The following is a 24,930-nucleotide window of genomic DNA, read 5'->3' on the forward strand; positions in this document are numbered from 1 at the left end:
GGCTTTGTCGTTGTGCGGTGTCGTCGGTGGGCTCGGGGCGCGGACGTAGCGCAGTTGGCGGTGCTGTTGGCAGCACTTCGTGCTGGTGCGACACCGTGCCAAGGTGTAGGTTGTGCGGTGTCGTCGGTGGGCTCGGGGCGCGGACGTAGCGCAGTTGGCGGTGCTGTTGGCAGCACTTCGTGCTGGTGCGACACCGTGCCAAGGTGTAGGTCGCCGGTTCGGTCCCGGTCGTCCGCTCCAGTGCCCGGCCTGCGTGCCGGGCTTTGTCGTTGTGCGGTGTCGTCGGTCGGCTCGGGGTGCGGGCGTAGCGCAGTTGGCGGTGCTGTTGGCAGCACTTCGTGCTGGTGCGACACCTTGCCAAGGTGTAGGTCGCCGGTTCGATCCCGGTCGTCCGCTCCAGTGCCCGGCCTGCGAGCCGGGCTTTGTCGCGCCATAAGCAGAGAGGCACCTATATCGGGTGCCTCTCAAGCTCGTCCACTACTTCCGCGTGTGCTTCGGTACCCAGCGTGCGCCCATCTCCTCCTCGGTCGGGGCCGTTCCCGGCAGCGGCCCGGAGCCGGGCGCACGCAGCGCTTGGAGATGCAGCTCCAGGCACCGCAGTCGCAGCTCAGTGCTCCGCTCGGCCTGGCCCAGATCGATCGAGGCGACCGACTCGGTAATGAGCGCCAGATCCCCGGTCTCGACGTCGGCCCGCATCAGGCCGGCCTCCTTGAGCCGCCCGATCAGCGCCCGGTTCAGCTCGTCGGCCTCCGCCGCGGCCTTGAACATGTCCTCCGTCGGCGCGAACCTCCCGGCCAGCTTGACCGTCATCGAGGGCGTATCCGCGGTGACGACGTTCCGCATGAACGCGCGGAACGCGTCCCACGGGGCCTCCTCCGACTCGACCGCCTCCTTCACCAGCTCGGTATACCGGGCCAGCCCATCGCTGCACAGCTTGCGCAGCAGATCGTCCTTGCTCGGATAGCGCCGGTACAGCGCGCTGATCCCCACGCCCGCCTGCTTGGCGACGTCGGCGATCGGCGCCTCGGGGTCGGCGATGAAGACCTCGCGGGCGGCCGCGAGAATGAGCTTGTCGTTGCGGGCTGCCTGGGCCTTGCGCCCGCTCAGCGGCTTGTCGGTCATATACTCATCCTAACTGGAACAGAGTGTTTTGTTCTGAATCGGTTACGGCGAAGCCGCGGACCCGGCCGGGTCCGCGGCTTCGCCGTAACCGATTCAGTGCTCGTCGCGCGCCCGCTTCGGCAGTCCGAAGACCACCGCGAAGGCCACGACGGTCAGGCCGATGGTCAGCCCGGTCACCGACTGAGCCGCCGACATGGCCTGGCCCTCGCCGGCGCCGATCGCGAACTGGCTGAAGAAGATCGTGCCAAGGCCCGCGACTCCGAGGGCCGCAGCGCCCTGCTGGAACGATTCCAGCAGGCCCGAAGCCGAGCCGATCTCGTGGTCCTCCAAGTCGCCGACGATGATGCCGAACAGCGGCACGAAGATCATGCCCATGCCGATCCCGTAGACCAGCAGCGCCGGCGACAGGGACCACACGCCGGGTGCCGCCTCGCCGCCGAACTGGAAGAACAGGATCGCGAGGCCGGCCGTCATCCCGATCAGTCCCACGTGGAGGATGTTGCGGCCGAGCTTCGGCGCGAGCCCGGCGCTGGCCCCGGAGCCGATGAAGGCGCCGACCGCCCAGGCCGCCATGGCCAGGCTCGCCTTCAGCGGGCTGAAGCCGAGGCCGAGCTGGAGGAAGAGTCCGACCGCCAGCGTGAAGCCGGTGACCCCGCCGAAGAAGACCACGACGAACGCGATGCCCGAGGTGTAGGAGCGTTTGGAGAAGACGCTCAACTCGATGAGCGCCGTCCGGCCCGAGCGCGAGCGCCGCACCTGGCCGAGGGCGAACAGGCCCAGCAGCGGCACCGATGCGACCAGCATCACCCGCGACCAGGTCGGCCAGCCCAGCTCGCGGCCCTCGACCAGCGGCACGAGCAGCATGCACATGCCCGCGGCGGCGACGAGCGCGCCGACCAGGTCCAGCTTGAGGCCCTTGACGCTCGGCGCTCCGGCCGGCAGGATCTTGGCGCCCAGGACCAGGGCGGCGAGGCCGATCGGCAGGTTCATCAGGAAGATCGAGCGCCAGCCGGTGCCGAAGACGTCGGCGTCGATGAGCAGCCCGGCCACGACCGGCCCGGCGATCGAGGCGAGCCCGATGAGCGGCCCGAACAGCGCGTAGGCCTTGCCGAGCTCGCGCCCGAACATGTCGCGGATGAGCCCGAAGCACTGCGGCACCATGATCGCCGCGAACGCGCCTTGGACCACTCGCGAGGCGAGCAGCACCTCGATTGAGCCGGCCGCTCCGCAGGCGAGCGAGGACCCGAGGAAGCCGACGAGCCCGACCATGAGGACGCGCTTGCGGCCGAACATATCGCCGAGCCGTCCTCCGGTGAGGAGCCCGATGGCGAGCGCGAGGATGTAGCCGGCGGCGAGCCACTGGATCGTGGCGGCGCTGCCGCCGAGCTCGGCCCGGATCGACGGGGCCGCGACGTTGACGATCGAGGCGTCGAGGAGGTTGAGCAGGGTCGCGGCGAGGATCGCGAGGAGGCCCCACCAGCGGCGGGGGAAACGGGGCTCTTCGACGGTCTCGCTCGGGGCGGCGGGGGCCGCTGCGGGCTGGGGGTCGGCTAGGACGGTCACTGGGGCCTCCAGGAGGTCATCCGAATTGATAGGAACGGAACGCTTGATTCCACTATAACAGACCGGAATGATCCGTTCCATTCGGAGGTCGACAACATTCCGAGACACCAGAAAACCCGGGCCTGAGCGGCGCGAACGCCGCCCTACGGCTTCAGCTCCGCCCGCCGGCTCCCAGGTAGCCGAAGACGATGATCATGGCGACCGCCACGATCACCAGCCACAGCGTCGCCTTGCGGAACTTGTGACGCGCCCCGGGGGAGAACCACATGACCGCTGCGATGATGAGCAGGATCCCAACCGCCACACCGGGAGCGGCACTCAAATCTTCGTTCATGCGGACACCAATCAGATCAGGGGGCTACCGTCTGTTGATATCGTGCCAGAGAGGCCGGTATCGCATGAGAGGTGACACAGATCCCCACCGCCGCGGCGCCGCTCGGCGCCGGTGGCACTAGTCTTCGGCCCCAAGCACCGGTCCCGCAATGGACTGTGTACATGTATGACTCGAAGGCGTCGTCACGAGTGCCAGGCTCGCAAGTCGCCATGGTCGGGAGGACCCAATGACCGAATTCATCGAAGTTCCCCGAGGCCTCGACCGCGTCATCGTCGCCGACACCGAGATCGGCGACGTCCGAGGCGAAGAGGGCTTCTACCACTACCGCCAGTACAACGCCGTCGAGCTCGCCGAGCGCTGCTCCTTCGAGCAGGTCTGGCACCTCATGATCCACGGCGAACTCCCCGACGACGACCAACTGGCCGCGTTCAAGGCCGCCGTCGCCCCCTACCGCAAGCTCAGTCCCGAACTGCTCGACCTCCTGCCGCACCTGAAGGGCTCCTCGCCGCTCGACGGTCTGCGCACCGCCCTCTCGGCCGCCTGCGCCGCCCGCCCCATGAGCCCGATGCTCGACATCGACGACGAGGCGCGCCGCGACGACGCTCTCTTCGCCTGCGCCGTAACGCCGGCCATCCTCACCGCACTGTGGAGGCTCAGCCAGGGCGCCGAGCCGCTCCAGCCGCGTGACGACCTCGGCTACGCCGCCAACTACCTGTACATGATGACCGGCGAGGTCCCCTCCGAAGCCAACGCGCGCGCCATCGAGCACTACCTCATCCTCACCATCGACCACGGCTTCAACGCCTCCACCTTCACCAGCCGCGTCATCGCGTCCACCGGCGCCGACCTCGGTGCGGCCCTTGTGGGTGCGGTCGGCGCGCTCTCCGGCCCGCTCCACGGCGGCGCCCCCTCGCGCGCCCTCGACGCACTCGACGGCATCGGCTCGGTCGACAACATCGACAACTGGATCCGCACCGAGCTCGAGGCCGGGCGCCGCATCATGGGCTTCGGCCACGCCGTCTACAAGACCGACGACCCGCGCTCGAACCACCTTCGCGACGTCGCCGAACAACTCGACGGCGACATCGTCGACTTCGCCAAGACCGTCGAGCGCCGCGTCGTCGAGATCCTCGCGGAGGTCAAACCCGGTCGCAAGCTCTACACCAACGTGGAGTTCTACGCCGGAGTCGTCATGGAGCTCGCCGGGGTCCCCCGCCCCATGTTCACGCCGACCTTCACCACCAGCCGTGTCGTCGGCTGGAGCGCGAACATCCTTGAGCAGGCCCACGACTCGAAGATCATCCGCCCGCGCGCCCGCTACGTCGGCGCCCCGCCGCCGCAACCGGTCCCCGTCGTCCACCCTTAAGCTGCACGCAAGGTCACAGGTGAGTCGCCGCGCAGATCCACTGCGCGGCGCTCCCGCGATGGATAGCGTTGACTACGTGGCTCAAAGTCTGTATCTCGCCAGCCTGGACGCGAACAGCGGCAAGTCGGCCGTCGCGTTCGGCGTCATGGACCTCCTCACCAAGCGCGCCGGCTCGGTGGCCGTCTACCGGCCGATCGTCCGCGACGGGCACACCTCCTCGGGCGACCCCGTCATCACCCTCCTGCGCGACCACTACCGGCTCCCCGCCCCGTACGAGAGCAGCGTCGGCGTCACCTACACCGACGTCCGCGACGACGCCGACACGGCGCTCGGGCGGATCGTCGAGCGCTACCACGCCCTGGCCGACGAGCACGAGGTCGTCCTCGTGGTCGGCAGCGACTACTCCGATGTGGCGGCCTCGGTCGAGTTCACCTTCAACACCCGCGTCGCGGTCAACCTCGCGGCCCCGATGCTCCTCATCATCACCGGCTACCGGCAGACCCCCGCCGACATCGACGCGGCGCTCCGCTTCGGCGTCCAGGAGGCCGAGTCCGCCCACGCCACCGTCGTGGGCACCGTCGTCAACCGCGTCGAGCCCGCCGACGTGGACGCCGTCCGCGCCGCGCACCCCGGCACCGGCGTCATCGCCGAGAGCCCGGCGCTGAACGCCCCCACCGTCGCCGAGCTCGTCGAGGCCGCCGACGCCACCCTCGTCTCCGGCGACCCCGAGGTCCTCACCCGCACCGTCGGCGACGTGGTCGTCGCCGCCATGACCCTCCCCAACCTGCTGCTGCGCCTGGCCGACGACAAGGCCGTCATCCTCCCCGGGGACCGTTCCGGAGTCCTGCTCGGACTCCTCGCCGCCCACCAGGCCGAGGGCGCCCCGAGCCTGTCGGCGGTGTTCCTCACCGGCGGCATCCGGCCCGAACCCCAAGTCCTCAGCATCGTCGCCGGACTCGACTCGCGGCTGCCGATCGCGCTGGTCGGCCACGACACCTTCGACATGGCCAACCTGGTCGGCGACGTCACCGGCTCCCTCGCCGCCGGCGGGGAGCGCAAGAAGGCGCTGGCGCTGGAGGGCTTCGCCGCGGGCGTCGACGGGGACGAGCTGCTCGACCGGCTGCGGCTCGCCCAGCCCACGGTCGTCACCCCGATCATGTTCGAGCACTCGATGCTCGCCCGCGCCAAGGCCCTCGACAAGCACATCGTGCTGCCCGAGGGCGCCGAGCCGCGCATCCTCAAGGCCGCCGAGATCCTCATCCGCCGCGACGTCGCCAGGCTGACGCTCCTGGGCGAGGAGTCCGAGATCCGTTCGCAGGCCGCGCAACTGGGCGTCGACATCGGCAAGACCGCCATCCTCAACCCCGGCGACCACGAGATCCGCGAGCGCTTCGCCGAGGAGTACGCGAAGCTGCGCGCCCACAAGGGCGTCACCGCCGAGGCCGCCTACGACACCGTCGCCGACGTCTCCTACTTCGGCACCATGATGGTCCACACCGGAATGGCCGACGGCATGGTGTCCGGCGCCGTCCACACCACGGCCCACACGATCCGGCCGTCCTTCGAGATCATCAAGACCAAGCCCGAAGTCGCCGTCGTCTCCTCGGTGTTCTTCATGTGCCTGGCCGACCGCGTCCTCGTCTACGGCGACTGCGCCGTCAATCCGAACCCCGACGCCGGTGAGCTCGCCGACATCGCGCTATCCTCGGCTGACACCGCCGCCGAGTTCGGCGTGGAACCGCGCGTGGCGATGCTGTCCTACTCCACCGGCACCTCGGGCCACGGCGAAGCGGTCGAAAAGGTCCGGGAGGCCACCGAGATCGTCCGCTCCCGCCGGCCCGGGCTGCCGGTCGAGGGCCCGATCCAGTACGACGCCGCCGCCGACGCCGGAGTCGCGGGCACCAAGATGCCCGGGTCCGAGGTGGCGGGCAAGGCGACGGTCTTCATCGTCCCCGACCTCAACACCGGCAACAACCTGTACAAGGCCGTGCAGCGTTCGGCCGGTGCGATCGCCGTCGGCCCGGTCCTCCAGGGGCTCCGCAAGCCCGTCAACGACCTGTCGCGGGGCGCCACCGTGCCCGACATCGTCAACACCGTCGCACTGACCGCGATCCAAGCAGAGTAGAGGAACCGCAATGAGCGCACCGGTCCTGGTGATCAACTCCGGATCGTCGTCGATCAAGTACCAGCTCGTCGACGGCGACACCCGCGAGGCGTCCATCTCGGGGCTCATCGAGCGAATCGGACAGTCCGAGTCGGTCATGACGCACCGGACGCCGGACGGCGAGCGGACCTGGAACGAGCAGCTGCCGAATCACGCCGCCGGCCTCGAGGCCATGGTCACCGCGTTCGACGAGTCCGGCCTGCCGCTCTCCCGAGCCGGGCTCATCGCCGTCGCCCACCGCGTCGTCCACGGCGGCGACCGCTTCGTGCAGCCGGTCGTGGTCGACGACGAGGTGGAAGCCGCGATCGGGGAGCTGGTCGCGCTCGCGCCGCTGCACAATCCCGCGAACCTCGAGGGCATCCAGGTGGCGCGCAAGCTGTTCCCCAAGCTCCCTCAGGTCGCGGTGTTCGACACGGCCTTCCATGCCACCGTGCCCGAGCGCGCCCACCTCTACGCCGTCCCGGACGAGTGGCGCGAGCGCCACGGCGTGCGCCGATACGGCTTCCACGGCACCTCGCACGCCTACGTCTCCCGCAAGGCCGCCGAGATGCTCGGCAGGCATCCCAAGGAAGTCAACGTCATCGTCGCCCACCTCGGCAACGGCGCGTCGATCACGGCCGTCGAGCGCGGCCGCTCCATCGACACCTCGATGGGCCTGACGCCCCTCGAAGGGCTGGTCATGGGGACGCGCTCGGGCGACATCGACCCGGCGATCATCTTCCACATGCATCGACGCACCGGCGCCTCCTTCGAGGACCTCGACGACGCGCTCAACAAGCGGTCCGGGATGCTCGCCATGACCGGCATGATCGACATGCGCGGCATCGTGGAGGCCGCCGCCGACGGCGAGGAGGCCGCCGAGGACGCCCTGGAGATCTACTGCTACCGGATCCGGAAGTACATCGGCGCCTACTTCGCCGCGCTCGGCGGCGCCGACGCCATCGCGTTCACCGCCGGGGTGGGGGAGAACAGCGCCGAAGTGCGGGCCCGGTCGCTCCAGTCGCTGACGGCCCTCGGTGTCCGGCTCGACGAGGCCGCCAACCAGGCCGGCGGGCCGATCATCTCGACCTCCGACTCCCTGATCACCGCGATGGTCATCCCCACCGACGAAGAAGGCGAGATCGCCAGCCAGACCGCGGCCCTGCTGCGGTCCTGAGACACGAAGCAGGGCGGGCACTCGCCCGCCCCTGCCGTCCTACGTCTGCAGACCGACGCCTTCAAACGCCCCCGGCCAAGAGCTTCGTCAACGCCGTGTCCATGTCCACGTGCCCGGGCTCGCGTCCCCGCGGCACCAGGCTGTACGCCCTCCTGAGGAACCGCTGCACCACGCCGCGGTTGATCTCGAACAGCGCGTTCCCGTCCGGCGAGGACAGCGCCAGCGCCACCGACTCGCCCCTCGGCGTGGTCCACGGCCAGACGCGCACGTCCCCGATCCCGGTGGGCTCCTCGAGTCCCTTCGCGAGCAGCTCCCGCGAGAACGACCACGCCACCTGGTCGGCATCGGATCCGTCGGGGTGGAACATGACGCTGACGGCGTACGGGTCCTCCGGGTCGTAGCGAAGGCTCGCGCGTACGCTCACGGTCGCGAAGTCGGGCGCGACGAGTCGCATGGTGGTGCCGATGTCGACCGTCGCCGATCGTGCCATGCTCATAGCGATACCCCCCAGTGTGCGGCCGTCTCCCCCCGAAGCCGACCGGCCGTCCCGCCCACCGCGGCCCGGCGTCGATCCGGAATCGTGGCGGCGAACATGTCGTGATTCAGGTCTATCATTCAAGCCCTTGCGCCGTACGACGATCCGCAAGACCGATCGCGGCGCGTTCTGGCGATTCGGGGGCAAAAACCTACAAATGACCACCGCACGATCGGCGTCAATGTCGTAATTACAACAGCGCTGTTCATGCTTTAGGGGTACCATTTCCGGTCCCCTTCGAAACCATGATTTTCCGCCCCGGGAGTGGTACGGCCGCCGCCAGGCGAGCGCAATGGCCCCGCGAGGCCGAACGATTCGCACTGGCCCGCTTCGCAGGCGGGTGATAGCGTTTCCCCATAGCGTTCGGACTCCGCGAAGGGGGAGCACCATGGGCCAATCGCAGTGGACCGAAGTCGACGAATTCCTCGGCACGCTCCTCATCGGAGAAGACGACGCCCTCACCGAGGCCGTCGCCTCCAGCGACCGGGCCGGACTCCCGCCGATCCAGGTGTCCGCCCCCCAGGGCAAGCTCCTCTACCTCCTCGCGAAGATGCAGGGCGCCAAGCGCGTGCTCGAGATCGGGACGCTCGGCGGCTACAGCGCCATCTGGATGGCCAGGGCGCTGCCCGAGGGCGGCCACCTCATCAGCATGGAGGCGAGCCCGAGGCACGCCGAGGTCGCCAGCGGCAACATCGCGCGGGCGGGCCTGGTCGGCACCGTCGAGATCCGGGTCGGACTCGCCTCCGAGAGCCTGCCGAAGCTCGCCGCCGAGAACCCCGAACCGTTCGACATGGTCTTCATCGACGCCGACAAGGCCGGATATCCCGCCTACCTCGACTGGTCGCTCAAACTCACGCGACCGGGCGCGATCATCGTGGCCGACAACGTGGTGCGCGGCGGCGCGGTCGCCGACGAGCTCAGTCGCGACACCAACGTCCAGGGCGTGCGCGCCTACCTCGAGGCGGTGGGGGCGGACCCGCGACTGGAGGGCACCGTCGTGCAGACCGTCGGCGCCAAGGGCTACGACGGGATCTCGATCGCCCGCGTACTGGAGTGACGGTAAGCGCCCTCGGCGAAGATTGACGCCACCCACTTCTGGGTAAAGACCGGGGGTGCGAAGTACCAGCAGATTGATCAATCGGCCCGTCGCCGAGCGCCGCGCCCGTCCGCGAACGGACGGCGCGCCATGAGCGCCGATCGGCTCCGGGTGCTGTCCTGGCACGTCCACGGCTCGTGGCAGAACTCCTTCGTCCAAGGCGGACACGATTACCTGCTGCCCACGCTGCCCGAACGCGGCCCGTGGGGCCTGGGCCGGGCCGGGCGCGCCTGGCCCCGGAACGCGATCGAGGTGCAGGCGACGCAGCTGAGAGACACCGACGTCGACGTGGTGGTGCTCCAGCGGCCCGACGAGATCGAACTCGCCGAGCGCTGGCTGGGCCGCAAGCCCGGCGTCGACGTCCCCGCCGTCTACGTCGAGCACAACGCGCCGCACGAGGCCGCGGCCACCACCCGGCACGTCCTGGCCGACCGCGAGGACATCACCATCGTCCACGTCACCGACTTCAACCGCCTCATGTGGGACTGCGGCGCCGCCCCGACCACCGTCATCGACCACGGCGTCGTCGACCCCGGGCCGCGGTACACCGGCGAGCTCGAGCGCGCCGTCGCGGTCATCAACGAGCCGATCCGCCGCGGCCGGGCCGCGGGGGGCGACCTGCTGCCCGAGTTCTGCGCCGCCGCGCCGGTCGACGTCTTCGGGATCAAGGCCGCGCAGATGCGGATCGAGGCGGGACCCTCGCGGCACGAGCTCCTCGGCGGCCCCGACCTGGAACTCGACGAGCTGCACGGGGCCATGGCCCGGCGCCGCGTCTACCTCCATCCGGCCCGCTGGACCTCGCTCGGGCTCTCGCTGATCGAGGCGATGCACCTGGCGATGCCGGTGGCGGTCGTGGCGAGCACCGCGGCAGCGACCCTCCCACCTGAGATCGGGGCGGTCTCGGCGCACCTGCCGACCCTGGTGGCGCGCGTCGAGGCGCTCATGGAGGACCGAGACCTCGCCGTCGCGGCCGGGGCGGCGGCGCGCGAGTACGCGCTGGCCAACTTCGGTCTCGGCCAGTACCTGGCACGGTGGGACGCGCTGCTGGCGTGGGCCGCCGCCTGACACCGATCGAGGAGGCAACATGAAGATCGCGATGGTTTCCGAGCACGCCAGCCCGCTCGCCGACATGGGCGGGGAGGACGCCGGAGGGCAGAACGTCCACGTCGCGCAGCTGGCCGCGGCGCTGATCAGGCAGGGCCACGAGGTCACGGTGTACACCCGCAGGGACCGGCCGGATCTGAAGGAGCGCCTCGATGCGCCGGACGGGTACGCGGTCGTCCACGTCGACGCCGGCCCGCCCGAGCGCCTAGCGAAGGACGACCTGCTGCCGCACATGCGTGAGTTCGGCGACCGGCTGCGCGCCGCATGGGACGCCGAGCCGCCCGACATCGTCCACGCCCACTTCTGGATGTCGGGCCTGGCGTCGCTGCGGGCGGCCGAGGAGCGCGGTCTTCCGGTCGTGCAGACCTACCACGCGCTGGGCACCGTCAAGCGGCGCCACCAGGGCGAGGCGGACACGAGCCCGCCGAGCCGCATCGAGCTCGAACGCGAGATCGGCGTGCGCTGCGCCGGCGTGATCGCCACCTGCCGGGACGAGGTCGACGAGCTCGCGCAGATGGACGTGCCGCCCGACAAGGTCGCGGTCATCCCCTGCGGCGTCGACCTCGAGCACTTCAACCCCGTCGGGCCGACCGCCGAGCGCTTCGGCCGCCACCGCGTCCTCACCGCCGGGCGACTGGTCAAGCGCAAGGGCATCGACACGACCGTCCAGGCGCTCGTCCACCTGCCGGACGCCGAACTCGTCATCGCCGGGGGACCGGCCGAGGGGCCGGTGCTGGACGACCCGGAGGCGCAACGGCTGCGCCGGCTCGCCGCCGACGCCGGCGTCTCCGAGCGCGTGATCATGCCGGGGCGCGTTCCGCACGAGGTGATGCCGGCGCAGCTGCGCGCGGCGGACGTCGTGGTCTGCACGCCCTGGTACGAGCCGTTCGGGATCGTGCCGCTCGAGGCGATGGCCTGCGGCGTCCCGGTCGTGGCCAGCGCGGTCGGCGGCATGAAGGACAGCGTCGAGGACGGCGTCACCGGCACGCTCGTCCCCGAGCCGACTCCCGAGGCCGTCGCCGAGGCGATCCGGCCCTATCTCGAGGACTCCGATCTGGGCCGCCGCACCGGGCAGGCCGGGCGGCTGCGCGCGACCGCGCTCTACTCGTGGGACGCCATCGCCGCCGAGTCGATCAAGGCCTACGAGCAGGCCGCCGCCTAAGAACGGTCGGGCCACCTGGACACGGCCTTAGATGTAGCGTCGCGCCTTGGAGGCGCGCTGCGGTCCTTCCAGGAGCAGCAGCGACGCCTCGAGGCTCGGCGGGAGGACGCGGCGTCGGCGCAGCACCCACGGCGCGCCGCGGACGGCGTCGAGCACGGCCCCGGCCGTGACCGCGTCCGCGGGCGAGGATCGCAGGACCTCCAGGCTGCGGCGCATGGCGCTCCGGGCGGGGCGGCGAAGCCACTGGGTCCACAGCGTATTGCGGATGCCGAGCCGGCGGCGGCCCGAGCTGTCGCGCTGCCGCGAGGGATGATGCCGCACGACGACGTCCTCGGCCCAGCACATCCACCAGCCCGCCGCGGCCAGGTCGAGCGCGAGCAGTTCCTCCTCGCCGCTGAACCACATGCGCCGGTCGAACCCGCCGACCTGCTCGAACGCCTCGACTCGGAACATCGTGATCCCGGCGAGGACGCCCATGAGCGGCCGGCCGGGAAGCCATGCGGGGCCCGGCACCGGCGACTCGCGCAGCTCCGGCGTGATCGGGTCCTCCTCCAGGCCCGGCTCGACCAGGCACCGTCCGGTGATGCTCGCGACCGAGGGGTGGGCGTCGAGCAGCTCGGCGGCGCGGGTGAGCGAGCCGGGCTCCCATCGCGTGTCGTCGTCGCAGAACGCCACGTACGGCGTCCGGGCGAGGCCGACGGCGATGTTGCGGCCGATCGCGCCCAGATTCCGCTCGGATCGGACGAGCTCGACCTGCGGGAACTTGGTGCGCACCGCGGAGGCGGTGCCGTCGCTGGAGGCGTTGTCCACGACGATGACGGGCGCCGCGTCGGGCAGGCCCGTCATGTGGGAGAGGGTCCGCTCCAGTTCGGTGCGGCGGTCGCGAGTGATGACGGCGACCGTGACGCGCCCGCCGCTCATCGGTGCTGCTCCTTCTGCGGTGCCTCGAGCAGGCCGATCGCGTCCTCGACGTGAGCGGGCAGGCGTCGGCGGGAGAGCAGGGCCGCCGGGAGGCGGGCGAGCAGACCGGCGAAGGCTCCCGCGGCGCTCTTGTCGCGCAGCGCCGCTGCCGCGAGCGGCTTGGTGTCGCGCATGCCCACGGCGAGCGGACGGCGCATCCACGAGGTGAGGGCCTGGTTGCGCATTTCGCGGGCCCGCCGCCAGGACGAGGCGGGACGCAGGTTCGAGGGCCGGTGTCGGGCGATGACGTCCTCGGCGAAGCTCAGACCCCAGCCGCGGGCGGTGAGATCGTAGGCGAGCAGTTGCTCCTCGCCGGCGAAGCGCAGCAGGGCGCTGAAGCCGCCGACCTCGAGGAACGCCGAGCGTCGGACGACGGAGGCGCAGGCCAGGAACCCCAAGACCGCCGGGCCCGGCATGTCCGGCGGCGTGCCCAGCGGGCTGTCGGCCATCTCCTTGTTCAGCGGATCGGGCCTGCCTTCGTCGCCGACGAGCGTCGCCGCGGCCACCAGGCTCAGGCGCGGATGGGCGTCGAGCAGATCCGCCGCCCTCGGCAGCGCCCGGCGCTCCCACCACGAGTCGTCGTCGCTGAAGGCCACATACGGGGTCGTCGCGGCGCGCACCCCGACGTTCCTGGCGACCGAGCCCTGGTTGGTGCGCAGCCGGATGTAGTCGAGCAACGGGCACCCGGCGGCCAAGGCGCGCATCTCGGGGCCCGTCGAATCGGTGGAGGCGTTGTCGACCACGATCACCCGAGGCGTCGGGTCGAGGGCAAGAAGCTCCACAATGGTGTGCTTGAGTTCGGTCGCCCGATTTCTCGTCGCTATGACTACACTGGTCCGCTCGTCGAACATGCCGACGGGGTACCCCGCGCTTCCAACGCGCACACCTGCGGGATCACTATAACGGCTCTCACCTGGCTCATGTTTACGAGTAAAGACAGAGGGTAGCTATGGCGTACTGAGACGCGCCGTCCGCGCGTCCGAATAAACCGAGCTGGGGGGCATGGAGTGAAGATTCTGGGTGTCAACGCGATCTTCCACGACTCGTCGGCCGCTCTGGTCGTCGACGGCGAGACCGTCGCGGCGGCGGAAGAGGAGCGGTTCAGCCGCCGCAAGCACGCCAAACGACCGGTGCCCTTCAGCGCCTGGGAACTGCCTGAGCAGGCGATGGCCTGGTGCCTGGCCGAGGGCGGGATCGGCCCGGAGGACCTCGACGCCGTCGCCTACTCCTACGATCCCGAACAGGTCGACCACGACGGCGGCGGTCTCGACCCGGAGTGGGAGGAGCTGCGCACCACCTACGCCAGGCGGGCGCCGCTGTTCATGCGCACCGCTTTGCCGGGCATCGACCCCTCCAAAGTCGTCTTCGTGCGCCACCACGTGGCGCACGCGGCCTCGGCGGCGCCCGCCGCGCCGTTCGAGGACACCGCCGTCATCGTCGCCGACGGCCGCGGGGAGCGCACCTCGTATCTCGCGGGCCAGTACATCGACGGCAAACTCGTCGAACTGGCCACCCAGGAGCTGCCGCACTCGCTCGGCCTGCTGTACGAGGACGCCACCGTGCACCTGGGATTCGCGCGCTCCAGCGACGAGTACAAAGTCATGGCGCTCGCCTCCTACGGCACGCCCCGGTTCCTGCCCGAGCTGTCCGAGGCCGTCTACGCCACCGGCGACGGCGGCTTCCGCACCGAGCCGATCGACTGGAACCTGCTCGCGCCGCGCCGCGGGCCGGACGAGGAGCCGACCAGCGCGCACGCCGACCTCGCCGCGAGCGTCCAGCGCCGCGTCGAGGACGTCCTGCTCGACCTCGCCCGCTGGACGCACCGGCGCACCGGTCTGAGCAACCTCGCCCTCGCTGGCGGGGTCGCCCTGAACTGCGTCGCCAACACCCGCATCCACGACGAAGGACCGTTCGACAACGTGTGGGTGCAGCCGGCCTCCGGTGACTCCGGCACCGCACTCGGCGCCGCGCTCCACGTCGCCTCCGAACTCGGCGACACGCCCGCACCGATGCGCTCCGCGGCGCTCGGACGCGGCTGGGACGACGCCGAGATCGAGGCCGAGCTCATACGCGCGGCCGTCCCGTACGAGCGCCCCGACGACCTCGCCGCCGAAGTCGCGGCCGCCCTCGCCGACAACGCCGTCGTCGGCTGGTTCCAGGGCCGCAGCGAGTTCGGGCCGCGCGCGCTCGGGCAGCGCTCGCTGATGGCGCACCCCGGCCACGACGACAACCTCGAACGCCTCAACGCCGTCAAGGGCCGCGAGTCGTTCCGGCCCGTCGCGCCGATGGTCCTCGCCGAGCGCGCCGCCGAGGTGTTCGGTCGCGGCCCGATCCCCTCGCCGTACATGCTGTTCGTCCACGACGTCGACCCGGCCTGGCGCGACCGCCTGCCGGCCGTCACCCACGTGGACGGCACCGCGCGCATCCAGACCGTCGACCGCGCCGACCAGCCGCTCCTGGCGTCGATGCTCGCCGACTTCGAGCGCCGCACCGGGCTGCCGGCCGTGGTCAACACCAGTTTCAACACCGCCGGGCGTCCCATGGTCGACCACCCGCGCGACGCCCTCGAATGCTTCGGCTCCGCGCCGATCGACCTGCTCGCCATCGGCCCGTTCGCGGTGAGGCGCCGATGAGCACCGTCACCGTCGTCGTCCCCACGCTCGCCAGGCCGAGCCTGCGGACGCTCCTGCTCGCGCTCGCCGCCGCCGAAGGCCCGAAACCGAGGCGGCTCATCGTCGTCGACGACCGGCCCCGGCCCGACCGGCTCGACCTGCCGGAACTGCCGTTCACATGCGGGACGCTGCGCTCCTACGGCCGCGGCCCGGCCGCCGCGCGCAATCTCGGCTGGCGGGCCTCGGACACCGAATGGGTGGCGTTCCTCGACGACGACGTCATCCCCTCCCAGCACTGGTTCGCCGAACTCGAGGCCGACCTCGAGGGCCTCGACGACGACGACGCGGCCTCCCAGGGGCGCATCGAGGTGCCCGCGCCGGAGGACCGAAACCCGACCGACAATGAGCGGCACACCGCCGGACTCGCCGACGCGCGCTGGATCACCGCGGACATGGCCTACCGGCGCGAGGTGCTCCAGGCCGTCTCCGGATTCGACGAGCGGTTCAAGCGTGCTTTCCGCGAGGACACCGACCTGGCACTGCGCGTCGTGGACGCCGGCTGGCGCATCAGCACCGGCGAGCGCCTCACGCGGCACCCGGCGCGCCCGCGCGGCTTCCTCGCGAGCGTCCGCGACCAGGCCGGCAACGCCGACAACGCGCTCATGCGCGCCAAGCACGGCTTCACCTGGCGCCAGCGCGCCGGGGAACGGCCCGCCAGGTTCCTCAGCTACCTCGCCACCACCGGACTCGGCGCCGCGGCGATCGCCGGAGGACTGCGACGCCGCCCCTGGGCCGGGCACGCCGCCGCCGCGTGGGCGGGGCGGACCGCCGCCTTCGCCGTCGAGCGCATCGAGCCGGGGCCGCGCACCCCCGCCGAGATCGCCGACATGGCCGTCTCCAGCGTCCTCATCCCGCCCGCCGCGGTCTTCTGGAACACGGTCGGCACCATCCGGCACCGGCCCGCGCCGACGCCCGACGCGGTCCTGTTCGACCGCGACGACACGCTCATCGCCGACGTTCCGTACAACGACGACCCCGAAAAGGTCCGCCCCATGCCCGGCGCCGAGATCGCACTGCGGCGGCTGCGCGCCGCCAACGTGCCGGTCGGCGTCATCTCGAACCAGTCCGGCGTCGGCCGGGGCTACATCTCGGAGGAACGGCTGGAGGCCGTCAACCGCCGCGTCGACGACTTCCTCGGCCCCTTCGACACCTGGCAGGTCTGCCCGCACACCGACGAGGACGGGTGCGAGTGCCGCAAGCCCGCGCCCGGACTCGTCAAGGCCGCCGCCGCCCATCTCGGCGCGAAGCCGAAGCGGTGCGTCGTCATCGGCGACATCGGCGCGGACGTCGAGGCCGCGCTCGCGGCCGGCGCGCGCGCGATCCTCGTTCCCACCAAGACCACGCGGCCCGAGGAGATCGCCCTGGCGCGACGCCGCGGCGAGGTCGCCCGGGACCTGTGCGAAGCCGTCAATCTCGCTCTGGGGGACATCGTATGACCGGACGGGCGCTCATCGTCAGGCAGGACAATCTCGGCGACGTCCTGCTGGCCGGGCCGTGCATTCGAGCCGTGGCCGCCTCCGCCGAGTCCGTCACCGTCCTCGCCGGGCCGCGGGGCGCCGCCGCGGCCGAGCTGCTGCCCGGCGTCGACGAGGTGCTCACCTGGTGCGCGCCGTGGATCGACCCGGAGCCCGCGCCGGTCGAACGCGACGAGATCGAGGCGATCCGGACCGAGATCGAACGCCGCCGCTTCGACACCGCGCTCATCCTCACCTCGTTCCACCAGTCGCCGCTGCCGACCGCGATGCTCCTGCGCCTCGCCGGCATCCCGTGGGTCGGCGCGATCAGCGAGGACTACCCGGGAGCGCTGCTCGACCTGCGCCACCGGGTCCCCGAGCACCTGCCCGAGGCCGAACGGGCGCTGAGCCTCGCCACGGCCGCCGGGTACCGGCTGCCCGAGGGCGACGACGGCCGTCTCGCGGTCGCCGAGCCGCTCCCCGACATCGAGGACCTCGACCTGCCCGAGCACTACCTCGTCGTCCACCCCGGCGCCACCGCGCCCGCGCGCCGCATGTCCGACGTGCGCATGGCCGCCGTGGTCGACCTCCTCGCCGCGGCCGGGCATCCCGTCGTCGTCACCGGCGCGAAGGACGAGAGCGTCCTGACCGCCCGCGTCGCCCGCGACCGCGCCTGCGACCTCGGCGGACGCACGAGCCTCGCCGAGCTGGCCGCGGTCCTGGCCGGCGCCGGCGCCGTCATCGCACCCAACACCGGCGCCGCCCACCTGGCCGCGGCCGTCGGCACGCCCGTCGTCAGTCTCTTCTCACCGGTCGTCCCCGCGGAGAAATGGCAGCCCTACGGGGTGCCGTTCCTCCTGCTCGGGGACCAGTCGGCAGCGTGCCGCGACACCCGCGCGCGCAACTGTCCGGTACCGCGCCATCCCTGTCTCGAAACGGTGTCGCCCGGGGCGGTGCTCGCCGCCGCCGAATCGCTGATCGGGACCGGAGTCGAGGTCTAGGAGTAGAGAGGAAGGCACCATGACCGCCACGCACACCGCCGAAGAGCACTGGCAGCGACTCGGCGCCGCCATGAGCCACCTGTGCGCCGAGGCGCCCCGCGTCCACCGCTGGGGCGAGCACCTCGCGCGCGTCCTCTCCGGCGGCGGGCGGCTGCTCGCCTGCGGCAACGGCGGCTCCGCCGCCGAAGCGCAGCACCTGACCGGAGAGCTCGTGGGCAGGTACAAGGCCGACCGGCCGCCGTTCTCGGCGATCGCGCTGCACGCCGACACGTCCGCGGCGACCGCCATCCTCAACGACTACGGCGAACACGAGTACTTCGCGCGCCAGGTGCGCGCCCACGGCCGCCCCGGCGACGTCCTCGTAGCACTGTCCACCAGCGGCACCAGTCACAACGTCCTCAACGCGGTCAAGGCCGGGCTCCAGGAGGGACTGACGGTGTGGGGCCTGACCGGCCCCGCCCCGAACCCGCTCGCCACGCTCGCCGACGACGCCATCGGCGTCCGCGCGGAGACCACCGCCACCATCCAGGAGGCGCACCTGGCGATCATCCACGCCCTGTGCGGGGCCTTCGACGAAGCGATCGAGGCCGCGCCGAAGGAGGCGGCATGAGACATCTCGTCATCGTCGGGGACGCGTTCCTCGACATCGACGTCCACGGCAGTTCCAAGCGGCTCTGTCCCGAGGCGCCCGTCCCCGTCGTCGACGCCGCGGGGGAGATCCGCCGGCCCGGCGCGGCCGGACTGGCCGCGCGGCTGGCCGCCCGGATGTCGCCGCGCACCAGCCTGATCACGGCGCTCGCCGACGACCAGGCCGGCAAGCAGCTGCGTGAACTGCTGGAGGCGCACGTCGACCTCGTCGCCATGCCGCTCGAGGGCGACACGGTGCGCAAGATGCGCATTCGCGCCGGCGACCAGCTCATCACCCGCATCGACCACGGCGACGGCCGCGCGCCGGGCGGCGAACTCAGCGAGGCCGCCGCGATGACGCTCGCGAGCGCCGACGCCGTCCTCGTCGCCGACTACGGCCGGGGCATGGCCGAGCACCCCGGCCTGCGCCGGGCGCTCGCCGAGCTCGCCGGGTCGATCCCGATCGTGTGGGACCCCCACCCGAACGGGCCCGCGCCGGTGCCGGGCCTGCGACTGGTGACGCCCAACCGGGCCGAGGCCGAACGGCTCGCGCCCGACACGGGCAGTTCGCGGCAGCTCGCCGAGCAGCTGCGGGACGCGTTCGCCAGCCACGCCGTCGCCGTCACCGAAGGCGACCGCGGCGCCACACTCGCCACGGCGACCCAGACCGCGCGCATCCCGCCGCCGGCCGACGTCCCCACCGCGGCCGAGCGCTGGGTCGACACCTGCGGTGCCGGGGACCAGTTCAGCGTCGCCGCCGCGAACTCGCTGTTGACCGGCCGCGATGTCCACCGGGCCGTCGCCCACGCCGTCGAGGCCGCCTCGCGCTTCGTCGCCGACGGCGGTGTCGCCGCCATCGGCATCGAACGGACCCTGTCCGAACCGCCGCCCGATTCCGGCCCCGTCGACGCCTTCGAGCTCGCCGCGCGCCTCCGACGCAACGGCGGCACCCTCGTCGCCACCGGCGGCTGCTTCGACCTGCTCCACCCGGGGCACATCAGCCTCCTGCGGCGCGCCCGCGCCATGGGGGACGCGCTCGTCGTGTGCCTGAACTCCGACGAGTCCATCAAGCGGCTCAAGGGCCCGGAGCGGCCGATCCTCACCGCCGCCGACCGCGCCCGGCTGCTGGCCGCGCTCGCCACCGTCGACGCCGTCGTCGTCTTCGACGAGTCGACGCCGACCAAGGTGCTCGACCGGCTGCGGCCCCACATCTGGGTGAAGGGCGGCGACTACGCCGACCAGCCGATACCGGAGTCGCAGACGGTGTTCCGCCACGGCGGCGAAGTCGTCGTCGTGCCCACCGTCGCCGGCTACTCCACGACCGAACTCATCGCCACGATGAGCGCACGCGCCTGACACGAAGGAACGGAGAACGCAACGATGATCGGCAACGTACTCGTCACCGGCGGCGCCTCGGGACTCGGAGCCGCCGCGGTGGCCGAGATCCTGGCGGCCGGCGGCACCCCGCTCGTCCTCGACCGCAAGGCACCCGACGAGAAGGTGCCCTACCGCAAGGCCGACCTCGCCGACACCGAGGCCACCCAGGAGGCGGTCCGGGAGCTCGCCGAGGAGGCGGGGCGCCTCGACGCCGTGTTCACCGCCGCCGGGATCGACGCCTGCGGGCGGCTCGACCAGGTGCCGGCCGACGAGTGGGAGCAGGTCGTCAGGGTCAACCTGCTCGGCACCGCCGCGACCGTTCGCGCCGCCCTGCCCTACCTCACCGAGAGCCGAGGCAAGGTTGTCACCTGCGCCTCCACGCTCGGCGTCAAGGCCGTCTCCGACGCCACCGCCTACTGCGCCTCCAAGTTCGGGGTCGTCGGGTTCACTCGGGCGCTCGCCGCCGAGACCGCCGGGCACATCGGCGTCACCCTCCTCATCCCCGGCGGCATGCGCACCGCCTTCTTCGACGACCGGCCCGAGCAGTACAAGCCCGCGCCGGACGCGAAGCTCAACGACCCGCACGACGTCGCCCGCGCCGTCCTGTTCGCGCTCGAGCAGCCCCCCGGATGCGAGCTGCGCGAGATGACCGTCTGCTGCTCGGAGGAGACCTCCTGGCCGTGAGCGACACCGTCCTGGTCCTGCGGGCCCTCGGCGTCGGCGACCTCCTCACCGCCGTCCCGGCGCTCCGGGCGCTGCGGAAGGCCTACCCCGACAAACGGATCGTGCTGGCGGCCCCGGAGTCGCTGCGCGAGCTCTGCGACCTCGTCGAGGCCGTCGACCGGCTCCACCCCACGACGGGGCTGGGAGAGCTGCGCTGGCACCTCGACCCGCCGGCTCTCGCGGTCAACCTGCACGGCAAGGGGCCCGAGAGCCTGCACGACCTCATGCGGCTCCAGCCGAACGCGCTCATCGCGCACCGGCACGAGGAGCTGCCCCACGTGCCGGGGCCGGCGTGGCGGCCCGAGCTTCACGAGGTCGAACGCTGGTGCCGCCTGCTGGAAGAGCACGGGATCGGCACCGACCCGAGCGACCTGAGCCTGGCGCCGCCGCCGAGGCCCACGCCGCACGTCGGCGCCGTCGTCATCCACCCGGGCGCGGCCTCCGGCTCCCGCCGCTGGCCCGCCGAGCGCTTCGGGTGGATCGCCGGCCGGCTTCAGGACGACGGCCACGAGGTCGTCATCACCGGCGGGCCGACCGAGATCGGCCTGGCCAGAGCCGTCGCCGTCGCCGGCGACATCGCCCCGTGGCGGGTTCTGGCCGGACGCACCGACCTCGACGAGCTCGCCGCGGTCGTCGCCGGCGCACGCCTCGTCGTCTGCGGCGACACCGGCGTCGCCCACCTCGCCACCGCGTTCGGCACGCCGTCGGTCGTCCTGTTCGGGCCGACGCCGCCGAACCTGTGGGGCCCGCCGCCGGGACGGCGGCGCCACGTCACCCTGTGGGCCGGGCGCACCGGCGACCCGCACGGACGCCTGCCCGACCCCGGGCTGCTCGAGATCGACCGCGACGAGGTCCTCGCCCACTCGCGGCGGGTATTGGAAGGCTACGAGTTCTGAGCGTCCGAGAAGCGCCGCAGGACCGCGCCGACCACTCGCGCCACGAGCTTGCGCGGTCGGCGCGGCAGCAGATGCGCCTCCGGCCAGTTGCGCCGGTCGGGCACCACGTAGCCCTTGTCCTTGTCGAGCGCGGCCAGCGACTGGGCGACGACCTTCGCCGGATCCGCGAGCATCCAGCCCAGCAGCGCCCGGTTGTAGCGGATCCGGTTCGCCACCGGGAAACCCGTGTCGACCGGTCCTGGGCACACCGCCAGCACCTTCACGCCGGAGCCGCGCGCCTCCACCCACAGCCCCAGGCTGTAGTTGACGACGAAGGCCTTCGTGGCGGCGTACAGCGCCATGTACGGCTGCGGTTGGAAGCCCGCGATCGACGCCACGTTCACGATCGAGCCGCTCCCGCGCTCAGTCATCGGCGGCAGATACCGCTTGACCAGGTCGGTCAGGGCCACGACGTTGACCATGACCTCCTGGTGCTCGAAGGCCGCGTCGATCGCGACCGACGCGCCGAACTTGCCGATCCCCGCGTTGTTGACCAGGACCTCGACCTCGACACCGCGCTCGTACAGGAGCGAGGCCACCCGCTCGCCCGCATCCGGCTCGGCCAGGTCCTGCGAGATCACCGTCGTATCGGCCCCGTACGCGGCGTCCAGCTCGTCCGCCAGCGCCTCGAGCTTCCCGGTCGAGCGGGCCACCAGTGCCACCGAGTGGCCGCGGGCCGCCAACTGCCTGGCGAACTCCCTGCCGATCCCCGACGACGCGCCCGTCACCAGCGCCCACGGTCGGTCGTCCATGCGCGACCCCCTTCGAATCCGATGCGCTCAGAACACCACCCTAACGACGCGCCGACGCCGCCAAGCGGGACGCGTTCACCAGCGATAACGCACGGGTACCCTTGAGAGACCATGCCAATGCTGACCAACTCGATCACCCGGCGACTCGTGCTTCCCGGCTGGTCCGTGTTCCGGTTCGGGCTCACGCTCGCCGCAGCCGCGCTGCTGGCCGCGGGTGTGCTGACCGGCGCCCTCGTCGTCTTCTGGGTCGGCATCCCGTTCACCGTCGCGGTGATCCTCGCGATCCGCCTCTGGGCCAACACCGAGCGCCGCGTCATCGGCGACCAGCTCGGCATCGCCATCCCCGCGCCTTACAAGCCCCGTGTCAAGGGCCGACTCGACCAGCAGGCGCTCGCGCTCATCCGCGAGCCCGCGACCTGGCGCGACGTCTCCTGGCTCGCCATCGACGCCACGCTCGGCTTCCTCGTGCACCTGGTGTACCTGGCCGTGTTCGGCATCGCCGTCTACTACCTGGTGCAGCCGCTGCTGCTGCTCACCGTCCTGTCCGGGCCGGCGCAGCCGATCGTCAACGACTTCGGCATCTACGATTTCGACACACCGGGCAAGACCCTCATGCTCGTGCCCGTGGCGCTCGCGTGCGGCGCCGCGTGGTGGCGCTGGGGCGAGCTGTTCCTGCGCTGGTACGCCCATCTCGGCGCGAAGCTCCTCGGCCCGACCGCGAACGCCCTGCTCACCGCGCGCGTCAGCGAGCTGCGCGAATCCCGCGACCAGACCGTCGACTACGCCGCCGCCGAGCTGCGCCGCATCGAACGCGACCTCCACGACGGCGCGCAGGCCCGCATCGCCGCCGTCGGCCTCACCCTCGGCATGGCCGAGGAACTGCTGCTCAACGCGAAGCCCGAGGACGCCGCCGTGCTCGTCGGCGAGGCCCGCCAGGCCTGCTCGGAGGCGCTCAACGAGGTCCGCCAGCTCGTCCGCGGGATCCACCCGCCGGTCCTGGCCGACCGCGGCTTCTCCGGCGCGCTCCAGGCGATGACGCTCGACCACCCGCTGCCGGTCGCCGTCGTCGACCGGCTCCGCGACAAACTCCCCGCTCCAGTGGAGGCCGCCGCTTACTTCGCCACCAATGAGATCCTCACCAACATCACCAAGCACGCCGAGGCCACCAAGGTCCGCGTTCTCGTCGGCCTCGTGGACGCCGAGCTCCTCATCGAGATCTACGACGACGGCAAGGGCGGCGCCACCGCCGTCGCCGGCGGCGGCATCGACGGTGTGCGCCGGCGCCTCGCGGCATTCGACGGCTCCCTCGACGTCGTCAGCCCCGTCGGAGGCCCGACCGTCGTGTCGATGCACATCCCCACCACTGCCGTCAGCTGAGACAGAATCATAAGGGAACACCATGGACGTCGTCCTCGCCGAAGACCACTCACTGCTGCGCGACGGGCTCACCCGCATGCTCGAGGCCCACGACTGCACCGTCGTCGAGGCCGTCGACAACGGGCCCGCCCTCACCGCGGCCCTGCTCAAGCACCGCCCCGACGTCGCCGTCGTCGACATCCGGCTGCCGCCGACGTTCACCGACGAGGGCCTGCGCGCCGCCATCGAGGCCCGTCGCACCATCCCGGGGCTGCCGATCCTCGTGCTCTCGCAGTACGTCGAGCAGCTGTACGCGCGCGAGCTCCTCGGCGACCGGCGCGGCGCCGTCGGCTACCTGCTCAAGGACCGCGTCTCCAACGTCGGCGAGTTCATCGAGGCGCTGCGTCGCGTCGCCGCCGGCGGCACCGCCATGGACCCCGAGGTCGTCGCCCGGCTCCTCGGCAAGCAGCAGAACCGGCTCGACGCTCTCACCGCCCGCGAGCAGGAGGTCCTGGGGCTCATGGCGGAGGGTCGCACCAACGCCGCGATCGCCTCGCAGATGTACATCAGCGAGAAGGCCGTCGGCAAGCACTCGGCGAACGTCTTCCGCAAGCTCGGGCTCAACCAGTCCGAGGACGACAACCGGCGCGTCCTCGCCGTCCTCGCCTATCTTGAGGACAACTAGGCCGCGTTTATGAATGAGGAAGCCTCCTGTTGAATCTGTTGTGTCGCAACAAGATCCAAATAACAGGAGGCTTCCTTGGCAAGCCGCGCCCACTGCCCGTCGGTCACGGTCGGGGCCGCTTGACCTGGACGGTCAGCGTCGATTCCACGACCGTCCGCGCCCACCAGGCCGCGGCCGGAGCCCGCAAGGCACCCGTGCCCGGCGAGCCGGCCGACCACGCGCTCGGACGCTCCAGGGGCGGCTGGACCACCAAGATCCACCTCGCCGCCGACGCCGACCAGACCGTGATCGGCCTCAAGCTCACCGCCGGGCAGCGGGGCGACTACCCGCAGTTCGCTGCGGTGCTGGAGGCGGTCAGCGTGCCCTGGCCCGGACCCGGCCGCCCCAAATCCAGGCCGCGGAAGGTCCTGGCCGACAAGGCCTGTGCGAGCCGGGCCCACCGCGCCTACCTGCGCCGCCGCGGCATCCAGGCCGTGATCCCCGAAAAGAAGGACCAGCGCCGGAACCGGATCGCCAAGGGCCGCTCCGGCGGGCGGCCCCCCGCCTTCGACCGCGAAGCCTACAAAGAACGCAACACCGTCGAGCGGACCATCGGCCGACTCAAGCGCTACCGCGCCGTCTCGATCAGGTACGACAAGCTCGCCATCCGCTACGAGGCCACCATCCAGATCGCGATCCTGCTCGACCGCACCCCACATTCCTAAACGCTGCCTAGGCGGTGCTCGGAGCGGTCGAGCTTTTTCGCGTTGCTAATTGAACGGAACATCCGCCCCGCCTTGTCCGGGA

The 24,930-nt window shown here is 71.6% G+C and carries 22 protein-coding genes, 2 tRNA genes and 1 pseudogene; 18 read left to right on the forward strand and 7 right to left on the reverse strand.

Going from position 1 to position 24,930, the window contains the following annotated elements; all coding sequences use genetic code 11:
- Positions 1–139: 139 nt before the first annotated feature.
- Both ACYVK3_RS17740 and ACYVK3_RS17745 read left to right on the forward strand, forming a co-directional pair.
- Positions 140–240 (forward strand) — tRNA-Gly (locus ACYVK3_RS17740).
- 58 nt (positions 241–298) lie between these two features.
- Positions 299–399: transfer RNA gene (locus ACYVK3_RS17745), tRNA-Gly, on the forward strand.
- A 78-nt stretch (positions 400–477) separates the two neighbouring features.
- On the opposite strand, the gene ACYVK3_RS17750 is transcribed toward ACYVK3_RS17745, so the two are convergent.
- The 3 genes from ACYVK3_RS17750 to ACYVK3_RS17760 all read right to left on the reverse strand — a co-directional run bounded on the left by ACYVK3_RS17750 (position 478) and on the right by ACYVK3_RS17760 (position 3,019).
- Positions 478–1,122, reverse strand: a complete 645-nt coding sequence (locus ACYVK3_RS17750; protein ID WP_460498660.1) for a TetR/AcrR family transcriptional regulator — start codon at positions 1,120–1,122, stop codon at positions 478–480.
- A gap of 93 nt (positions 1,123–1,215) precedes the next feature.
- Positions 1,216–2,685, reverse strand: coding sequence for an efflux MFS transporter permease (locus tag ACYVK3_RS17755; protein ID WP_460498661.1), 1,470 nt, complete (start codon positions 2,683–2,685; stop codon positions 1,216–1,218).
- A 151-nt stretch (positions 2,686–2,836) separates the two neighbouring features.
- Complete coding sequence (locus ACYVK3_RS17760) at positions 2,837–3,019, reverse strand: hypothetical protein (protein WP_460498662.1); 183 nt, start codon at positions 3,017–3,019, stop codon at positions 2,837–2,839.
- A 226-nt stretch (positions 3,020–3,245) separates the two neighbouring features.
- Between ACYVK3_RS17760 and ACYVK3_RS17765 the strand changes: the two genes are divergently transcribed.
- The 3 genes from ACYVK3_RS17765 (at position 3,246) to ACYVK3_RS17775 (ending at position 7,705) form a co-directional block, all read left to right on the forward strand.
- Positions 3,246–4,385 (forward strand): citrate/2-methylcitrate synthase, encoded by a 1,140-nt coding sequence (locus tag ACYVK3_RS17765; protein ID WP_460498663.1) that lies wholly within the window; start codon positions 3,246–3,248, stop codon positions 4,383–4,385.
- Between the two features lie 76 nt (positions 4,386–4,461).
- Positions 4,462–6,510 carry a phosphate acetyltransferase gene (gene pta / locus ACYVK3_RS17770; protein WP_460498664.1) on the forward strand — a complete coding sequence of 683 codons (2,049 nt, stop codon included), beginning with the start codon at positions 4,462–4,464 and terminating at the stop codon, positions 6,508–6,510.
- Between the two features lie 10 nt (positions 6,511–6,520).
- Entirely contained in the window at positions 6,521–7,705 is a 1,185-nt protein-coding gene (locus tag ACYVK3_RS17775) for an acetate/propionate family kinase (protein WP_460498665.1), read from the forward strand.
- Between the two features lie 61 nt (positions 7,706–7,766).
- On the opposite strand, the gene ACYVK3_RS17780 is transcribed toward ACYVK3_RS17775, so the two are convergent.
- Positions 7,767–8,201, reverse strand: coding sequence for an SsgA family sporulation/cell division regulator (locus tag ACYVK3_RS17780; RefSeq protein ID WP_460498666.1), 435 nt, complete (start codon positions 8,199–8,201; stop codon positions 7,767–7,769).
- A 427-nt stretch (positions 8,202–8,628) separates the two neighbouring features.
- Here ACYVK3_RS17780 and ACYVK3_RS17785 point away from each other — a divergent pair, with 427 nt between their 5' ends.
- The 3 genes from ACYVK3_RS17785 to ACYVK3_RS17795 all read left to right on the forward strand — a co-directional run bounded on the left by ACYVK3_RS17785 (position 8,629) and on the right by ACYVK3_RS17795 (position 11,602).
- The gene (locus tag ACYVK3_RS17785; RefSeq protein ID WP_460498667.1) at positions 8,629–9,297 is read left to right on the forward strand and encodes an O-methyltransferase; all 669 of its coding nucleotides are present in this window, start codon (positions 8,629–8,631) and stop codon (positions 9,295–9,297) included.
- Positions 9,298–9,426: 129 nt separating this feature from the next.
- Entirely contained in the window at positions 9,427–10,401 is a 975-nt protein-coding gene (locus tag ACYVK3_RS17790; protein ID WP_460498668.1) for a glycosyltransferase family 1 protein, read from the forward strand.
- 19 nt (positions 10,402–10,420) lie between these two features.
- Positions 10,421–11,602 carry a glycosyltransferase family protein gene (locus ACYVK3_RS17795; protein WP_460498669.1) on the forward strand — a complete coding sequence of 394 codons (1,182 nt, stop codon included), beginning with the start codon at positions 10,421–10,423 and terminating at the stop codon, positions 11,600–11,602.
- 27 nt (positions 11,603–11,629) lie between these two features.
- On the opposite strand, the gene ACYVK3_RS17800 is transcribed toward ACYVK3_RS17795, so the two are convergent.
- Complete coding sequence (locus ACYVK3_RS17800; protein WP_460498670.1) at positions 11,630–12,523, reverse strand: glycosyltransferase family 2 protein; 894 nt, start codon at positions 12,521–12,523, stop codon at positions 11,630–11,632.
- A complete protein-coding gene (locus ACYVK3_RS17805; RefSeq protein ID WP_460498733.1) occupies positions 12,520–13,413 on the reverse strand; it encodes a glycosyltransferase family 2 protein in 894 nt (297 codons plus the stop codon). The genes ACYVK3_RS17800 and ACYVK3_RS17805 overlap by 4 nt, the downstream gene beginning before the upstream one ends.
- 156 nt (positions 13,414–13,569) lie before the next feature.
- On the opposite strand from ACYVK3_RS17805, the gene ACYVK3_RS17810 reads away from it, so the two are divergent.
- The 7 genes from ACYVK3_RS17810 to ACYVK3_RS17840 are packed head-to-tail and all read left to right on the forward strand — an operon-like array spanning position 13,570 to position 21,312.
- Positions 13,570–15,195 (forward strand): carbamoyltransferase family protein, encoded by a 1,626-nt coding sequence (locus ACYVK3_RS17810; protein ID WP_460498671.1) that lies wholly within the window; start codon positions 13,570–13,572, stop codon positions 15,193–15,195.
- Positions 15,192–16,670: an HAD-IIIA family hydrolase gene (locus ACYVK3_RS17815; protein WP_460498672.1), complete on the forward strand. Its 1,479-nt coding sequence runs from the start codon at positions 15,192–15,194 to the stop codon at positions 16,668–16,670. The genes ACYVK3_RS17810 and ACYVK3_RS17815 overlap by 4 nt, the downstream gene beginning before the upstream one ends.
- The gene (locus ACYVK3_RS17820) at positions 16,667–17,689 is read left to right on the forward strand and encodes a glycosyltransferase family 9 protein (protein ID WP_460498673.1); all 1,023 of its coding nucleotides are present in this window, start codon (positions 16,667–16,669) and stop codon (positions 17,687–17,689) included. The genes ACYVK3_RS17815 and ACYVK3_RS17820 overlap by 4 nt, the downstream gene beginning before the upstream one ends.
- A 19-nt stretch (positions 17,690–17,708) precedes the next feature.
- A complete protein-coding gene (locus tag ACYVK3_RS17825; protein WP_460498674.1) occupies positions 17,709–18,299 on the forward strand; it encodes a D-sedoheptulose-7-phosphate isomerase in 591 nt (196 codons plus the stop codon).
- Entirely contained in the window at positions 18,296–19,672 is a 1,377-nt protein-coding gene (locus tag ACYVK3_RS17830; protein WP_460498675.1) for a bifunctional HldE family protein, read from the forward strand. Before ACYVK3_RS17825 ends, ACYVK3_RS17830 begins: the two co-directional genes overlap by 4 nt.
- Positions 19,673–19,696: 24 nt before the next feature.
- Positions 19,697–20,377 carry an SDR family oxidoreductase gene (locus ACYVK3_RS17835; RefSeq protein ID WP_460498676.1) on the forward strand — a complete coding sequence of 227 codons (681 nt, stop codon included), beginning with the start codon at positions 19,697–19,699 and terminating at the stop codon, positions 20,375–20,377.
- Complete coding sequence (locus ACYVK3_RS17840) at positions 20,368–21,312, forward strand: glycosyltransferase family 9 protein (RefSeq protein WP_460498734.1); 945 nt, start codon at positions 20,368–20,370, stop codon at positions 21,310–21,312. Before ACYVK3_RS17835 ends, ACYVK3_RS17840 begins: the two co-directional genes overlap by 10 nt.
- Here the strand turns inward: ACYVK3_RS17840 and ACYVK3_RS17845 are convergent.
- Entirely contained in the window at positions 21,300–22,103 is an 804-nt protein-coding gene (locus tag ACYVK3_RS17845) for an SDR family NAD(P)-dependent oxidoreductase (RefSeq protein ID WP_460498677.1), read from the reverse strand. The two genes, ACYVK3_RS17840 and ACYVK3_RS17845, sit on opposite strands and share 13 nt — an antisense overlap.
- Positions 22,104–22,214: 111 nt before the next feature.
- Here ACYVK3_RS17845 and ACYVK3_RS17850 point away from each other — a divergent pair, with 111 nt between their 5' ends.
- The 3 genes and pseudogenes from ACYVK3_RS17850 to ACYVK3_RS17860 form a co-directional block, all read left to right on the forward strand.
- Complete coding sequence (locus ACYVK3_RS17850) at positions 22,215–23,480, forward strand: sensor histidine kinase (RefSeq protein WP_460498678.1); 1,266 nt, start codon at positions 22,215–22,217, stop codon at positions 23,478–23,480.
- A 22-nt stretch (positions 23,481–23,502) separates the two neighbouring features.
- Positions 23,503–24,144, forward strand: coding sequence for a response regulator transcription factor (locus tag ACYVK3_RS17855; RefSeq protein ID WP_460498679.1), 642 nt, complete (start codon positions 23,503–23,505; stop codon positions 24,142–24,144).
- A 125-nt stretch (positions 24,145–24,269) separates the two neighbouring features.
- Positions 24,270–24,848 (forward strand): annotated as a pseudogene (locus ACYVK3_RS17860) (IS5 family transposase); the annotation flags it as partial.
- Positions 24,849–24,930 lie beyond the last annotated feature (82 nt).

Source organism: Glycomyces tarimensis (genome assembly GCF_054776215.1).

Coding starts and splice junctions, on each gene's coding strand:
- ACYVK3_RS17750 (WP_460498660.1), bottom strand. CDS start 1,122: ATGACCGACAAGCCGCTGAGCGGGCGCAAGGCCCAGGCAGCCCGCAAC.
- ACYVK3_RS17760 (WP_460498662.1), bottom strand. CDS start 3,019: ATGAACGAAGATTTGAGTGCCGCTCCCGGTGTGGCGGTTGGGATCCTG.
- ACYVK3_RS17765 (WP_460498663.1), top strand. CDS start 3,246: ATGACCGAATTCATCGAAGTTCCCCGAGGCCTCGACCGCGTCATCGTC.
- ACYVK3_RS17775 (WP_460498665.1), top strand. CDS start 6,521: ATGAGCGCACCGGTCCTGGTGATCAACTCCGGATCGTCGTCGATCAAG.
- ACYVK3_RS17780 (WP_460498666.1), bottom strand. CDS start 8,201: ATGAGCATGGCACGATCGGCGACGGTCGACATCGGCACCACCATGCGA.
- ACYVK3_RS17785 (WP_460498667.1), top strand. CDS start 8,629: ATGGGCCAATCGCAGTGGACCGAAGTCGACGAATTCCTCGGCACGCTC.
- ACYVK3_RS17790 (WP_460498668.1), top strand. CDS start 9,427: ATGAGCGCCGATCGGCTCCGGGTGCTGTCCTGGCACGTCCACGGCTCG.
- ACYVK3_RS17795 (WP_460498669.1), top strand. CDS start 10,421: ATGAAGATCGCGATGGTTTCCGAGCACGCCAGCCCGCTCGCCGACATG.
- ACYVK3_RS17800 (WP_460498670.1), bottom strand. CDS start 12,523: ATGAGCGGCGGGCGCGTCACGGTCGCCGTCATCACTCGCGACCGCCGC.
- ACYVK3_RS17805 (WP_460498733.1), bottom strand. CDS start 13,413: ATGTTCGACGAGCGGACCAGTGTAGTCATAGCGACGAGAAATCGGGCG.
- ACYVK3_RS17815 (WP_460498672.1), top strand. CDS start 15,192: ATGAGCACCGTCACCGTCGTCGTCCCCACGCTCGCCAGGCCGAGCCTG.
- ACYVK3_RS17820 (WP_460498673.1), top strand. CDS start 16,667: ATGACCGGACGGGCGCTCATCGTCAGGCAGGACAATCTCGGCGACGTC.
- ACYVK3_RS17825 (WP_460498674.1), top strand. CDS start 17,709: ATGACCGCCACGCACACCGCCGAAGAGCACTGGCAGCGACTCGGCGCC.
- ACYVK3_RS17830 (WP_460498675.1), top strand. CDS start 18,296: ATGAGACATCTCGTCATCGTCGGGGACGCGTTCCTCGACATCGACGTC.
- ACYVK3_RS17835 (WP_460498676.1), top strand. CDS start 19,697: ATGATCGGCAACGTACTCGTCACCGGCGGCGCCTCGGGACTCGGAGCC.
- ACYVK3_RS17845 (WP_460498677.1), bottom strand. CDS start 22,103: ATGGACGACCGACCGTGGGCGCTGGTGACGGGCGCGTCGTCGGGGATC.
- ACYVK3_RS17850 (WP_460498678.1), top strand. CDS start 22,215: ATGCCAATGCTGACCAACTCGATCACCCGGCGACTCGTGCTTCCCGGC.
- ACYVK3_RS17855 (WP_460498679.1), top strand. CDS start 23,503: ATGGACGTCGTCCTCGCCGAAGACCACTCACTGCTGCGCGACGGGCTC.